Annotated in this window: 16 protein-coding genes and 1 tRNA gene; 6 read left to right on the top strand and 11 right to left on the bottom strand. The window is 56.2% G+C overall.

The features are described 5' to 3' along the window. Positions 1-32: 32 nt before the first annotated feature. Positions 33-1,076, bottom strand: coding sequence for a zinc-dependent alcohol dehydrogenase family protein (locus tag CDUR_RS04430; protein WP_179417286.1), 1,044 nt, complete (start codon positions 1,074-1,076; stop codon positions 33-35). Continuing rightward, complete coding sequence (locus CDUR_RS04425) at positions 1,057-1,548, bottom strand: MerR family transcriptional regulator (protein ID WP_179417285.1); 492 nt, start codon at positions 1,546-1,548, stop codon at positions 1,057-1,059. The genes CDUR_RS04430 and CDUR_RS04425 overlap by 20 nt, the downstream gene beginning before the upstream one ends. A 120-nt stretch (positions 1,549-1,668) precedes the next feature. On the opposite strand from CDUR_RS04425, the gene CDUR_RS04420 reads away from it, so the two are divergent. Continuing rightward, positions 1,669-2,316, top strand: coding sequence for a hypothetical protein (locus CDUR_RS04420; protein WP_179417284.1), 648 nt, complete (start codon positions 1,669-1,671; stop codon positions 2,314-2,316). A 5-nt stretch (positions 2,317-2,321) separates the two neighbouring features. On the opposite strand, the gene CDUR_RS04415 is transcribed toward CDUR_RS04420, so the two are convergent. Then, positions 2,322-4,301, bottom strand: a complete 1,980-nt coding sequence (locus CDUR_RS04415) for a vWA domain-containing protein (protein ID WP_179417283.1) — start codon at positions 4,299-4,301, stop codon at positions 2,322-2,324. Positions 4,302-4,533: 232 nt separating this feature from the next. On the opposite strand from CDUR_RS04415, the gene CDUR_RS04410 reads away from it, so the two are divergent. Continuing rightward, a complete protein-coding gene (locus tag CDUR_RS04410; RefSeq protein WP_179417282.1) occupies positions 4,534-4,908 on the top strand; it encodes a DoxX family protein in 375 nt (124 codons plus the stop codon). 1 nt (position 4,909) lies between these two features. Here the strand turns inward: CDUR_RS04410 and glyA are convergent, their stop codons facing one another. After that, positions 4,910-6,211: a serine hydroxymethyltransferase gene (gene glyA, locus CDUR_RS04405; protein WP_060995924.1), complete on the bottom strand. Its 1,302-nt coding sequence runs from the start codon at positions 6,209-6,211 to the stop codon at positions 4,910-4,912. 159 nt (positions 6,212-6,370) lie between these two features. Between glyA and coaA the strand changes: the two genes are divergently transcribed. After that, positions 6,371-7,315: a type I pantothenate kinase gene (gene coaA / locus CDUR_RS04400; protein ID WP_179417281.1), complete on the top strand. Its 945-nt coding sequence runs from the start codon at positions 6,371-6,373 to the stop codon at positions 7,313-7,315. Between the two features lie 14 nt (positions 7,316-7,329). On the opposite strand, the gene CDUR_RS04395 is transcribed toward coaA, so the two are convergent. The 4 genes from CDUR_RS04395 to mca are packed head-to-tail and all read right to left on the bottom strand — an operon-like array spanning position 7,330 to position 9,883. Continuing rightward, on the bottom strand, positions 7,330-7,857 hold the full coding sequence (locus CDUR_RS04395; protein ID WP_179417280.1) for a flavodoxin domain-containing protein: 528 nt from the start codon (positions 7,855-7,857) through the stop codon (positions 7,330-7,332). A 10-nt stretch (positions 7,858-7,867) separates the two neighbouring features. Next, positions 7,868-8,644 (bottom strand): isoprenyl transferase, encoded by a 777-nt coding sequence (locus CDUR_RS04390; RefSeq protein ID WP_006061765.1) that lies wholly within the window; start codon positions 8,642-8,644, stop codon positions 7,868-7,870. A gap of 48 nt (positions 8,645-8,692) precedes the next feature. Further along, positions 8,693-8,974 carry a hypothetical protein gene (locus CDUR_RS04385; protein WP_006061764.1) on the bottom strand — a complete coding sequence of 94 codons (282 nt, stop codon included), beginning with the start codon at positions 8,972-8,974 and terminating at the stop codon, positions 8,693-8,695. Between the two features lie 6 nt (positions 8,975-8,980). Further along, entirely contained in the window at positions 8,981-9,883 is a 903-nt protein-coding gene (mca, locus tag CDUR_RS04380; protein ID WP_179417279.1) for a mycothiol conjugate amidase Mca, read from the bottom strand. 139 nt (positions 9,884-10,022) lie between these two features. Between mca and CDUR_RS04375 the strand changes: the two genes are divergently transcribed. Genes CDUR_RS04375 through CDUR_RS04365 form a run of 3 tightly spaced genes read left to right on the top strand, consistent with a single transcriptional unit; the run spans position 10,023 to position 11,577 of the window. Then, positions 10,023-10,469 (top strand): DUF4307 domain-containing protein, encoded by a 447-nt coding sequence (locus CDUR_RS04375; RefSeq protein ID WP_006061762.1) that lies wholly within the window; start codon positions 10,023-10,025, stop codon positions 10,467-10,469. 53 nt (positions 10,470-10,522) lie between these two features. Further along, positions 10,523-11,047 carry a transcription elongation factor GreA gene (greA, locus tag CDUR_RS04370; protein ID WP_006061761.1) on the top strand — a complete coding sequence of 175 codons (525 nt, stop codon included), beginning with the start codon at positions 10,523-10,525 and terminating at the stop codon, positions 11,045-11,047. 29 nt (positions 11,048-11,076) lie between these two features. After that, positions 11,077-11,577 (top strand): hypothetical protein, encoded by a 501-nt coding sequence (locus CDUR_RS04365; RefSeq protein WP_179417278.1) that lies wholly within the window; start codon positions 11,077-11,079, stop codon positions 11,575-11,577. A gap of 59 nt (positions 11,578-11,636) precedes the next feature. On the opposite strand, the gene CDUR_RS04360 is transcribed toward CDUR_RS04365, so the two are convergent. The 3 genes from CDUR_RS04360 to CDUR_RS04350 all read right to left on the bottom strand — a co-directional run bounded on the left by CDUR_RS04360 (position 11,637) and on the right by CDUR_RS04350 (position 13,818). Further along, positions 11,637-12,446, bottom strand: a complete 810-nt coding sequence (locus tag CDUR_RS04360) for a Bax inhibitor-1/YccA family protein (RefSeq protein WP_179417277.1) — start codon at positions 12,444-12,446, stop codon at positions 11,637-11,639. An 82-nt stretch (positions 12,447-12,528) separates the two neighbouring features. Continuing rightward, a complete protein-coding gene (locus tag CDUR_RS04355) occupies positions 12,529-13,491 on the bottom strand; it encodes a helix-turn-helix domain-containing protein (protein WP_179417276.1) in 963 nt (320 codons plus the stop codon). Positions 13,492-13,741: 250 nt separating this feature from the next. Then, positions 13,742-13,818 (bottom strand) — tRNA-Leu (locus CDUR_RS04350). Between the last annotated feature and the right edge of the window lie 40 nt (positions 13,819-13,858).

The following is a 13,858-nucleotide window of genomic DNA, read 5'->3' as shown; positions in this document are numbered from 1 at the left end:
GAAGAAACTGTCCCAAAGCGCAGCCTTTCTTTCTACACCTCGCTCACACGAATGAGTGCCTTAATGGCGCGGCGGCTGTCCATGGCCTGGTATGCCTCGTCGATGTGATCCAGGTCGGTTTCGTAGTCGAAAACCTCACCGGGGTTAATCTCCCCGGCGAGGGTGGCGCGCAGCAACTCCGGCAAGTACTCGCGGACCGGTGCAGGGCCGCCACGGGTACCTACATTGCGGAAGAAGGTTCCCACCTCATCAATCGGGGCTTCATGGGGCAGACCAACACGACCAACAATCGCGCCGGGTCGAGCAATAGCAAAAGCGGTTTCGGTGGCATCTTTGCTTCCCACGCATTCCAGCACGGCGTCAACACCAATGCCGTCTGTGAACTGCATGACCTCAGCAACAGCGTCATCCCCGCGGGAGGCAACAATATCGGTGGCGCCCCACCTGGTGGCTAGCTTCTGGCGGGATTCGTGACGGCTCATGGCAATGATGCGCGTGGCACCGAGCAGCTTGGCGGAGAGCACGCCAGCCAGACCAACCGCGCCGTCACCAACCACAGCCACCGTGCTGCCGGGTTTCACACCAGCGGCAACAGCAGCGTGGTAGCCGGTGCCCATAACGTCTGTGAGAGCGAGGAAGGACGCGAGCTGTTCGTCACTGTAATTACCGGCGGGGACCACAACGGCCGTACCATCGGCCTGCTGAATGCGCACGTATTCGGCCTGGCAGCCGTTGCCGGGTTCTCCGGCACCGAAGAAGCCACCGTTCTGGCAGGCGGTCTGGACGCCGTTTTCGCAGTGTGGGCAGGTGTTGTCGCTGAAGGCGAAGGGCACGATCACCAGGTCACCGGGTTTCATGGTGGTCACATCGTCACCGATTTCCTCCACCACACCGATAGCCTCGTGGCCGATGGCGTCCTGGCCATGCTCGGAGTCGCCCCGGTAATACCACAGGTCACTGCCACACACGCAGGCTCGAACCACGCGCATCACAGCGTCAGTGGGCTGCTGAATGGTGGGCTTAGGGTGGTCCTCAACGGCAATCAGGCCGGGCTTTTTAAATATCGCTGTCTTCATTATCTTTCCTTTTACTCATGGTATGAATTGCTTGCCGTAGGTCGGCGGAACGCCGCCTGGATTCCTCATCAGCACTGGCCAGCGTTTCCTGGTCGCCCGCCTCTACGGCCTGCCAATAGGCGACTTTTGCCGCCACGTATCGACGCCGCGATTCCAACAGCGCGGCCTCTTCCTCCAGGGTTTCAGCCTGCCGCTGCAACAACGCGACCTGATTATGGGCGTGTACCGGGGTGGCACCGGCCATATTGGTGAGGTAGTCGCGCATGTCTGTGATGGACAATCCAAGGCCATACAAGCACGCAACATTCTTGATAAAACCAAGATCATCCTCGCTGTATACACGCTGTTTACTACTCGAATCACGGGAGATCACGGGGATAATGCCGATGCTTTCGTAGTAGCGCAACGTGCTCGATGGCAGTCCGGACATTTCCGACACTTGTTTAATGGAATAGTGTTCTGAACTGGCCATATGCACGAGCGTAAGAACTTCAAGCACTTTAATTCAAGAACGCCAACCCATGGGCGTGTCTTGTGTCATTTGGGCATGCAATTTCATTCAGCAGGCGTGCTACTGCTACTTTTTGATGTTATGACAACATTTAAGCACGTCGCAGTCGGCGCAGTCGCCCTCACTACCACTCTCCTCCTCGCCGCGTGCGGCGGCCAGCAAAACACCGCGTCACAACCGACAAACACCCCGCCCGCAGCATCCTCCCAGTCCACGCAGGCCACACAGTCCGTTACCCTGCAGGCTGGAACTGGCAAGGTGGCCGCGCAAGAAGAGCAAGCCCTGCAGCTTGCCCAGCAGTTTGTGAACCTCACCGATTCCTCAGCCGTGAAATCCTGGCTGGACAAGAATGCCGACACAGCGGATAAAAACGATCTTGAAGACTTCCTCACACGCAAGTCCAGCGGTGATTCCTACTCCACACCGAAAGACCTGTTTGGGAGCAGTAATCTCAGTCTTGGTGACTACGCTGACATCACCTACGCAGGAATGATCGCTGCTCAAGTAACGGGCGACAAAATCACCGACAACGTGGGCAAGAAGGAAACCGAGGTGAAGCACAACAGCCTCGATCTCCTCAACTCGAGTCACGCCGATGGTGTGGGGCTGGTGTTCATCCTGGACAACGGCACCGTTAAGGGCATTATTACTGTGAACAACGTGGGTGGCCAGGCGAAGCTGTCCGAAATCGTGGATTCGTCCGGGCAGCTCAGCAGCCGTTCAAGCTAGCTCACTTACCGACGCCGCCGAATCACCGTTGTCACGACCAATACTGCGGCTAGAAGGACAACAATCCCCACAACCGCAACGCCGATAGCAAGGCGTGTGGTTGCGCTAGTGGATGACACATCGGCGTTCGCGGCGGCGTTGGACGGTGCAGAGGACGCTGAGGTGGTGGACGTCGATACGCTTTCTTCCGGCAGCTTGAAATCTGGGAAGATCGGACCGGCGACAGCGACACCAACCGGAGCAAAAGCAATCTGGTAGCGCACGGGCACCGACAGGGTTTTCTCGTCGGTGTTGTCGCCAATGTTCCTGGCTAGTGTGACTGCCAGATAGTGATCACCGGCAAGCCAGGCGGGATTCGGCTGGTCGGCATTAGCAAAGGAAACAGCGCGGGCGGTGCCAAAACGTACCGGTTTATTCACGTCCGTCACATCAGAGGTGGTGGCACCAATCAAGTCCACGCTTTCTCGGGCGGGATTTAGCAGAGCAAATTCAAACTCCTTCACCGCATCTTCGAAGAGCTGATCGTCCACGCGCCCCTCATCAACAACGCTAAGTTCAAAGTTGAGGTTCTGGCCCCAACCGGCCGGGATTTTCACGTACTGAGTTTCACCAATAACAATCTCAGAGCGGAATGTTGGGGGAACATTTGGCGCGCTATCCGGCTCGGTACCGGGGGTGACCAGCTGTTGTCCCACCGCAGGAATTGCTGCAAGGTCAGTATCTTTGCGAACAGGTGATTGTGCTTTATTAGCGGGATCCCCCACATCGCTGAGCTGCGGGACCGCCACGATTGTGGTGTCAAATTCCACAGGGCTTTTGAAACCGAAGTTCCGCTCAACAGAAAAGTCCAGCAGATATTCTTCGCCAGTGCATCCGGAATTGCGGTTGACAATAATCTCGCCAGAACGCGGAATGTTCATGTGATTATTTGAGTCAATATGCTTCACATAGGCCGTGCATTGGTGGCTTTTACTATCCTGGACCTTTGTATCAACCTCGATGCCGCCGGGCAACAGTCCGCCCGAACCAACCTGATGTTTGGCGGTATAGGCGACATGCAGTTGATGGCCTTCCGGCACGCGGACCTTCACGTAATAGTCCTCTGCCGCAATTTCATCCTTAATTTCCGCCGGGGTTTCCACTGTCACGCGTGTGGGGTGACCAACGGGACCGGCGTTTACCGTGGGAACCTTATCATCGCTGTTTGCGGAGGCTTTCACGCGCTTTGCTGGGAGTTGATAGCCCTGGCCAGTGCGCAAGGTCACTGTGGTCAGGGTACTGCGCAACGCTTCGGCACTGTCAGCATCGGTATAGGTGCCACCGGTTGCCTGAGCGACGCAGCTGAGTTCGGTGCGCGCGGCGTCGTCAACCTTGAAGCCCACCGTGTGAATCAGCAGGTTGGGATGCTCCCGCTTTAACTCGTAGGCAATGTCGCAGACGGGAGGCGGAGCGCACGTTTCAATACCGTCGGAGACCAGTACCACGGACTTCGGCCCCTGCTTGGGCAATTGTTGCACGGCTTGTTGAATGGATAAACCAATGGGTGTGTAGCCTCTCGGAGTTATCCCTTGAATATCTCCGACCAGGCTTTTCGCCGTGCGTTGACCCGGCGCGGACAGCAGCGTCACATCCTTGCAGCCAGCAGCCTTCTCTGCGTCGGAGCTGCCGGTTTTGGTGCCGTAGGTCATCAGACCAAGTGGGGCATTATCAGGGACGTCGTTCAAGAATCCGGTGAGTGCTTCCTTGGCGGCTGCCATGCGGGTTTTCCCGTCCACGTCTTGGGCCAGCATCGACCCTGAGGCATCAAGGATCACCATGGTTGGGGCATTGCCATCGGCCTGCGCAACATGCTGAGTTCCTTGTGTGGGCTTGGTCTGGGCCATAGCCTGCAGAGCAACATGTGGAACAGCCAGAAACGATCCCCCGATCAGGCCAGCACACACCACGAGGTGCGCAATCGCCTTGGTCAGCGCTCTATATTTCATTATCACCTGATTCACCATTCACTTATCTATTGCAGAATTTGAAAAACCACAAAATAAGGGGCCTTCAGATCGCCCCGCGGATACAAGTATGCCACATTTAGCTAGTTTGCTATTAGCTATTCTTCTAACCGGCTATTTTTTACCGCACATTACCGACGCCGCACCCGCCAGCGTCGCCCCTCCAAGGTTTCCATCTGCTGACGCAGGTCAGCGACGGTGTAGCGTAGACACCGTGAAAAATTTCTACACCATATTGTTCGGTTTCGCGGGAGTCATGCACTTTATTCGCCCCGCGACGTTTGATGCGTTGGTCCCCGAGCAACTGCCAGGACGCCAACGCACATGGACCTATGGGTCCGGCGTGTGTGAACTTGTCGCGGCTGCCTTACTAAGCAACCGCCGCACCCGCAGCTTCGGAGGTTTATTCTCGGCAGCCCTGCTTCTCGGGGTGTGGCCAGGCAACATCTACATGGCGCGTAACTACCTCACACAGCAGAATCCCCCACGCTCGCCTTTGGCCAAGGCTGTAGCTGTTGCACGAGTTCCACTACAAATCCTGTTGATTCGCGGCGCATGGAAAATCTACCGCGAATCACCACCCCAGTAACTTAGACCAGTGTCCACTCCTCAAGGCCCTCATACAGTGGGTACTGCGCGGCCAAGGCCGATACGCGGGCACGCAACGCCTCCACGTCGGCACCCTTGCCAGCGGCCAATGCGGTACCAATAATGTCCGCAACCTCGGTGAAAGCGGCCTCGTCGAAGCCGCGCGTCGCCAGCGCCGGGGTGCCAATGCGCAGCCCAGAAGTAACCATCGGCGGGCGCGGATCGTTCGGCACGGCATTGCGGTTGACGGTAATGCCCACCTCGTGCAGCAAATCCTCGGCTTCCTGCCCGTTCATATCGGAATTGCGCAGGTCAGCAAGTACTAGGTGCACGTCAGTGCCGCCAGTCAGAACATCCACACCGGCTGCCGCGCAATCCTGAGCGGTGAGACGTTCGGCCAAAATCCGAGCACCATCCAGGGTGCGCTGCTGACGCTCCTTAAACTCCTCAGTCCCGGCAATTTTCATGGCCACGGCTTTAGCAGCGATGGCGTGCATGAGCGGACCGCCCTGCTGGCCCGGGAAGACCGCCGAGTTCAACTTCTTTGCCCATTCTTCCTTGGCCAGGATCATGCCGGAACGGGGGCCACCAAGCGTTTTATGCACGGTCGTCGATACCACATCGGCGTGCGGTACCGGAGAGGGGTGCAGTCCGGCTGCCACCAAACCGGCGAAGTGGGCCATGTCCACCCACAGTTTCGCACCAACCTCATCGGCAATGGAACGGAAGGCGGCAAAGTCCAAGTGACGGGGGTAGGCCGACCAGCCGGCAATGATCACGTCTGGCTTTTCGGCGAGTGCTTGCTCCCTTACTTGATCCATGTCCACACGCATGGTCTCTGGGTCAACGCCGTAGGCCGCGACTTCATACAGCTTGCCGGAGAAGTTCAGCTTCATGCCATGGGTCAAGTGGCCGCCATGAGCCAACGACAGGCCCATGATCTTCTCCCCCGGGTTTGCCAACGCCATGAGTACTGCAGCGTTGGCCTGCGCGCCGGCATGCGGCTGAACGTTGGCGTAGTCGGCACCGAAGACGTCTTTGGCGCGAGCTATGGCCAAGTCCTCCACGATGTCCACGTTTTCACAGCCACCGTAGTACCTACGTCCCGGGTAACCTTCAGCGTATTTGTTGGTCAGTACAGATCCCTGAGCTTGAAGCACAGCGCGCGGAACAAAATTCTCCGAAGCGATCATTTCCAACGTATCGCGCTGACGGGCAAGTTCCCCGGCCATTGCTGTGGCCACCTCGGGGTCCAGCGCTGATAGCGGCTGGTACAGGACATTGTTGTGGGTAGCATCGGACATGTGGCCGCCTTACCTTTCATAAAGCCAGTCCCGCCACAAGACCTCGCGCACGGGACATTGATGAATGCACAGATAGTGTAGCGCTAAACACACTGGATTACACAGTTCCTCTTAACTAACCCCACCCTAATGCCCTATAACTCGTCCACCGCATGCACAATGGTTCCTATGGTTCGCCCGGCACGCCCCCAGGACATCAGCCCATACCTGGATTTTGACCGACACCAGTGGCGCAACCTGAGGAATTCGATGCCTCAGGTCTTGACTGAAAAAGAGCTGGTCAAGCTCCGTGGTGTTGGCGATCGCATTGACCTGGACGAGGTCTCTGAGGTGTATCTCCCCCTCAGCCGTCTCATCCACCTGCGGGTGCGGGCGCGCCAGGAACTCATGGCATCAACGGCCACGTTTTTGGGCAGCCCCGTCGAGGACGTTCCTTTTGTTATTGGGGTGGCGGGCTCGGTGGCGGTGGGCAAATCCACCACAGCACGTTTGCTGCAAGTGCTTTTACAACGATGGGAATCACACCCACGCGTGGATTTAATTACCACTGATGGCTTCCTCTACCCCGCCGCTGAATTAAATCGGCGCGGAATTATGAATCGTAAAGGCTTTCCAGAAAGCTACGATCAGCGCGCACTGCTCCGGTTTGTCACGGACGTCAAGGCCGGCAAACCACGGTGCGAGGCACCAGTGTATTCTCACACGCTCTATGACCGCATCCCCGATGAGAAGGTCATTATTGATCAGCCGGACATTCTCATTGTGGAAGGGCTGAATGTACTGCAAACCGGCCCGACCCTCATGGTCAGCGACTTATTTGATTTCAGCGTCTATGTTGATGCCCGCACCGAGGACATTGAGCACTGGTACATTGATCGGTTCCTCAAGCTGCGTGAAACCGCTTTCCGCACGCCCGGCGCGCATTTTTCACACTACGCCGAGCTTGACGACGCCCACGCGGAGGCTGAGGCCCGCGAAATTTGGCAGTCCGTCAACCTCCCGAACCTGGTGGAAAATATTCTGCCCACTCGCGTGCGTGCATCGTTGGTGCTGTTTAAATCCAACAATCATTCCGTCGAGCGGGTACGAATGCGCAAGGTTTGAGTTAACCGTTCGAGTTAATCGCGCACCCATTCAGCAATGGCATCGAGTTCCGCATAGTCAACGCGATCAACATCTGTGTTGTAGGTGTCAATCATGTTGTTGTCGTTGGCGTTGCGGTTGATTTTGCCTTTGAGCATATTGACGATGGACCAAAGCACACCCTTATGGACACGGGAAATTTCCGAATAGTACAGGCGACCGGGGAGGTAAAAGCGGGTGGTGGCGTCCGCAGCGTCGCCAAGCAAACGGGCGCTGGAGTCCTTGTCGCGGGCATGATCGGTAAGCGTCATCCCCACGGATGCGAGTGCAACCCTGCGCCCCTGAAGTAACCGTTGGGAGTCTTTGATAAAGGTAGCCCCAGCAACTGCCGGGCCGTAGACCGGTGAGAGCACAATGACCGTCTGCGCCTCGGGATTGCTTTCCAGCAACTCGGGTGCGTCATCAAGGGCGTGCTCTGTGGTGTGCAGTCGGCGGGCCAGTTCTTCGGCGTAGCTCCGAGTAGATCCGTAGACAGAGTTGTAGAAGATCAGGGTGTTGTTCATGAAAAAGGGGTTACTTTCCAAAACGTCGAGTTCGTGAGGAGTAGGCGCGTAAGGCTCGGAGAAAGTCAATGCGCCGGAATGCAGGCCAATAGGTATCTGTGAACCAAATTTCTGAATACGCGGCCTGCCAGAGAAGGAAACCAGAAAGGCGCTGCTCACCAGAGGTGCGGATCACCAAGTCCGGGTCGGGCTGCCCGGACGTGTATAGATGACGAGAGATGGAGTCCACGTCAACGTTGCCGGAAATATCCTCGGCTGCAACACCCCGTGAGGCTTGTTCCTTGATGAGTTCTTTCACAGCATCGACAATTTCCTGGCGGCCACCGTAGCCCACGGCAACATTGACGGCGACACCGGTGTTGTTGTCGGTATTGCGCACAGCATCCCGGAGGCGCTGTGCAATGTTGTCCGGCAGAAGATCAAGGTGTCCGACCAACCGCACGCGGCAGTTGGTTTCAGGGGCGGCGAGTTCTGCAACAACGTCGGCGATGATGTCAAAGAGCAGGTCAAGTTCGTCGCTTTCCCTGCCCAGGTTTTCGGTGCTCAGAAGGTACACAGTGACAAGTTCAATGTCAGTGTCTTCGCACCACCGCACCATTTCGCCTATTTTCTTAGCCCCCACCCTATGCCCGTGACTCGCATCAGCGAATCCTGCTTCGCGGGCCCAACGGCGATTGCCGTCACACATCACGGCAATGTGCTTGGGGTGTGGGCGCCCCTTCAACTCGCGGCGCAAGCGTTGTTCATACACCGGGTAGAGGAGCTTTTGCAGAAAATTCACATTCATTAGTGTAGCGGGTGATGGACGCGTAACTGAGGCGCTGTGATGAGAAAGCTAAAAGAAGCGTTTCTTACCTACTTCTGCCAACCCCTGCTCTGCCATTGCCGCATCAACAGCAGCAACGTCAAACACATCGAGGCCATTGGCTTCGGCGAATTCACGGCGACGATTCAGGCGCCTAATGCGGCGGGTTACTGCCCAGCCAATGCAGAGAACCGCCACGAAAAGCAGCACGATCACTAGCAGCCCAACGGGAGATGCCTTCCCGAACTCGGGCCCCAACGGGCCTGATCGTTCCGCCTGGGCTACTACGTTTACTGCCACAGCATTCAGCATGGTGTCCTACTCGTTGTCGTCGCTGTCCGCCGGAATCCCGGCGAACAGGTCATCCTCCGGAATCGAGGTCCGAACCCGGGTGGCCGCAAGTTCGAATTCTTCGGTTGGCCACAGCTTCTGTTGTACGTCAACAGGCGTGCCAAAGAAAGTTCCGGCGGGGTCAATCTGCGTGGCATGAGCCCGCAGGACGTCGTCACGCACATCAAAATACTCGGCGCAGGGCACCTGGGTGGTCACGCGTGCCATGATGTCTGCTTGATGTGGTTTCCAGCGTTCCAAGATTTCGGCGTAAGGGCTGGTTTTGCCTTCCTCAATGAGCAGGTCGTGGAACATTTGCAAGCGCTGACGAATAAAACCGTGGGTGTAGTACAGCTTGAGTGGCGCCCAGGGTTTACCCAGCTCAGGGTGATAATCCGGGTCACCTGCTTTATCCCACGCAACCATGGATGTTTCGTGGACTTTCAGGTGATCTGGGTGCGGGTAGCCGCCGTTTTCGTCGTAGGTGATGATCACATGCGGACGGAACTCGCGGATCACCTGCACAAGATCCTGCACCACTGTATCGGTGTCTTGTAGGGCGAAGCACCCTGCGGGCAGCTCGGCTTTGCCTGCCCTTTCGGCCAACGGATCGCTTTGTGGCAAGCCGGAATCCACATAACCCAACCAGCGGTGTTTGGCCCCCAGAAGGCGAATGGCCTCAGCCATTTCTTCTTTACGGATCTCTGGGATGCGTTCCAACACTCCTGGGCGGTTCATGGCCGGGTTGAGAATATCGCCACGCTCACCACCTGTACAGGTGACGACCATCGTCTCATTCCCCTCCCGGGCGTAACGAATCATCGTTGCTGCACCCTTGCTTGCTTCATCATCAGGGTGGGCATGAATAGCGAGAAGACGGAAACCGCTCACGGTGGGCGAGTCCTTCCTTAGGTCAGTCTGTGTACATGTGGAGCTAAGATGGCACCTATCCCAGCCATCTTAGCCCTACATTGCGTCATGTATATGATTAAACTGTTTACGCATATCACGGCATGAAAGTTTCCGCACCATGACAACGCCTACCCCCACCCCATCACCCAGCGCACGCTACAACGCTGCGCCTGGGAAAGGCTCCGCTATCGTCGGCAAACTCATCGCCGTGGGCGCGGTGGTGTTCGTGGTTCTCGCTGGAATTGTGATTTACCAGTACTACCAGAAAGTCACCTCCGCCACCGTCTCCGCCACCACCACAGGCTTTTCGCGTATCGACGACCGCACACTCACCGTCTCCGTGGATGTCACCCGCGACAATGTTGAGATCCCCAGCTACTGCATTATCACAGCGCTGAACTACGGAAAAGCAGAGGTTGGGCGCAGAGAATTCCTCATCGAGCCAGGTGGTGACCGGACGAAACGTTTCTCCGTGGACATTCCCACCCGAGACGTGGCTGTTGCGGGTACCGTGTATGGATGTTCCGACAACCCGCCGAGTTACCTGAAACCGCTTTCCAAGTGATCATGGTAAAATTCTGACACTATTTGACCACATGATTGTGCAAAGGTATTCACATGGCTGACATGCAGAAGCAGTACATCACACCTGAAACGAAGCAGAAGCTGGAGGATGAGCTCAACGCACTCATCGCGCACCGGCCGGTCGTCGCAGCTGAAATTAACGAACGCCGCGAAGAGGGTGACCTCAAAGAAAACGCTGGTTACGATGCTGCCCGCGAGATGCAGGACCAGGAAGAGGCCCGCATCAAGCAGATCTCTGAAATTCTTGCCAACTCCACCACCGAACGCTCAGGCATCGAAGAAGGTGTGGCACACATCGGATCCGTGGTGCACGTCTACTACAACGGCGACGAAAACGATAAGGAAACCTTCTTGATCGGCACCCGCGCCGCAGCGTCCGACAACAAGGACCTGGAAACCTATTCTGAACAGTCTCCGCTGGGTGCCGCAGTGCTTGGTGCACGTGAAGGCGACACCCGCGAATACACAGCCCCCAACGGTGTCACCAACACCGTCACCATCTTGTCTGCGGAACCCTATAACTCGGAAAAAGCCGCGACACCACGTGCAGCCTCCTAAAAGGCGTGAGCAAAGGATACCTATCAACGATGAAACGCTCATCTTTGTACACTGCACTTGTCAGCGCAGTTATCGGCCTAACACTTGCCTCATGTTCTCCACCACACCAGGTGGATTCCCATAAACGCGTAGACACTGCCACATCAGTGACCGCAGGACAAGGTGGTGCATCCCGCGCAGTGTCGGCTGCATCAACAAACAAGACATCCAACGCGCATCCTGCACCCGCTACAGGATCAGCTCCTACCTACATTGACTGTACTGGTGCCCCCGTTACTCAGCCGAATTATATTGCCCTAGCTTGCGGCGATAATAACGACCGCTTGGTTAACATCACATGGAGTCGCTGGGATGCAACCGAGGCAGTGGGGACAGCAACCCGGGAAACCAATACCTGCCTCCCGAACTGCGCTGATGGTCATATCGAATCAGTCAATAACGTTGAGGTGAAAATGGGAGTACCCACCGAAACCGATCAAGGCATGACATTCACCCAACTCACTGTGAACAATGAGGTCATTGCACAATAATTTGGCATAAAGAAAATCTCCACTCGGTTTTTACCGGGTGGAGATTTTTGTTTGTTGTTTTAGTTGCGGAAGTAGCTCAGCAGTCGAAGGATCTCGGTGTACAGCCACACCAGAGTCACAGCCAAACCAAGAGCCACGCCCCACGCCATCTTGGACGGAGCACCAGCGCGGACCAGGGAGTCAGCCATATCAAAATCCTGTAGGAAGCTCAACGCAGCCAGCACGATGCAGACCAGGGAGAATACGATCGCCAGCGGGCCGCCATCAGTCAGCGGGTTACTGCCGGTGAACATGTACAGCAGCACGTTACCCACGCTAAGGACAACCACGCCGATAATGCAGCCGGTAAGAATGCGGTTAAACCGCGGAGTAACCTTCACCGCACCGGTCTTGTACACGAACAACATGCCGATGAACACGCCAATGGTTCCCAGAACCGCTTGGCCGATCATCACACCAGCGTCAATGTTCTTACCCAAGCTGTTGCCCAACAGACCTGTGAACAGTAGCGAAACACCACCGACAAACAGGCCCTCAAACACAGCGTAGATGATGGTCACCGGGGCGGAACCGTATTTCTTGCCAAAAGTAGAAACAAGAACAGTAATAAAGCCACCGATTCCACCGACGATGGTAAGCAGCACAGCCAGCGCCGGGCTAAAAGTCGAAATGGCAAAGTTAATAACAGCGAAAGTGATGATGATGCCCAGCGTGATGCTAGTCTTTGCAATCACGTCATCGACAGTCATTGCCCGATCAGACGTTTGAACCTGCTGACCGCCATAAGGCATCTGCTGATACGGATTCTGGTAGGCGCTCCTGTTGCGGGAGCTCGTCAACGAGCTGAAAACCGGGTTACTACTGCGCACGATATACATGTCCTTTCATTGTTAGCACTGCACGTTACATACTGTGCAACGCGCGCGCTATGTCAAAAGTTCCCGACCGCAGTTATTTTACTTTCTCATTCAATATTCGCACCAATTCATACCGAGCTCGGCACCATGTCACGACGTCCTTCAACCCCGGCTGATCTGGCATAACACCGTCGTAGGCCACGGGCAAGGCAATGGATTGCGCCGCAACTTCTAGCTGCGCATCGCTATCCTTGAGGATGGTCACGCTCTCCCCCGCGCCCATGAAACGACAGAAGTCCCCATCAGTGAATGTAGCCGTGCCCTTGTACACCCATATAGACATGGTCTCCTTCGGCGCCTGAACCGTGCAACCAGGGATACGGGGCACTTCGCCTGTAGCTCCCATGCCTGTCATCCCCAGCGAGTATTTCGACGGTGCGCAACCGGTGTGGCGTCGAAAAGCGCGGGTCAGACTGCTGGTGGCAGCAAAACCAACCATATTGGCCACCACCGCAACACTAAAGCCCAGTGAGAGCAGTTCCGATGCCGCGTGCACGCGATAGGCTGTGCGCCACTCGCTAAATGTGAAACCTGTGCCGTTGACAAACTGACGCTGCAGGGTGCGCGAGCTAATACCGTGGCGCTGGGCAAACTCCTCAAGCCCGGTCTGATCAGCGGGATTATCTGCAATCGCGCAGGATACAGCATGCGCCTCAGGAGTCTGAGCCACCGGCGGCAGAGCGACAGGATCATCAAAGATGCGCAGCAACGCCGGAGACGGACGCATTGCGGGAATGGACAAGCCGAGGCTGCGTGAAAACTCGTGAACAATCACATCCGACCAACGCACACCCACATGAACCCGCCGCGCGGAACCTGAAATCTGTATGTCGGGGAACAGCAGGGGGATGACCAGGCCGTTTTCTTCAACCATGACCGATTCCGGCGAATAATACACGTCACCAGCAATGAGCTGTGCTGTGGAGGTCGAGTGGGTAACAAGTGCCGTTCCTTCATGGCACCACAACAGCACCGGCCCCGCAATATGCAGATCCATCCCGTATCCTTGCTCAATTTAGGGGAAGCTAACCTAAATCAGACTAGCCCTTTTCTGCGAATTATGCTAGTGCCGCGCAAGTTCAGGTGGATCGGTGTGATATCGAGGACAGTCCAAAATGGGGTGTTTTTGTACCTGGCAGTGGGCCTACATGACACGCATGGAAAATGTGCTTATCTCCAGGTCGCAAAACACTCCAGTTTTACGCTTGAGCATAAGCACACTTTGCAAAACTCAAACTGCATTTTCTTGGTGCCCCCAGTCGGACTCGAACCGACACTGGGCGGATTTTAAGTCCGCTGCCTCTGCCAATTGGGCTATAGGGGCGCGCTCATGATTCTAAACCATCATGCGCGGTGATATGGAA

Origin of the sequence: Corynebacterium durum, assembly GCF_030408675.1 — a bacterium.
Lineage (GTDB): Bacteria > Actinomycetota > Actinomycetes > Mycobacteriales > Mycobacteriaceae > Corynebacterium > Corynebacterium durum.
This window is presented reverse-complemented; position numbering and strand designations above follow the sequence as displayed.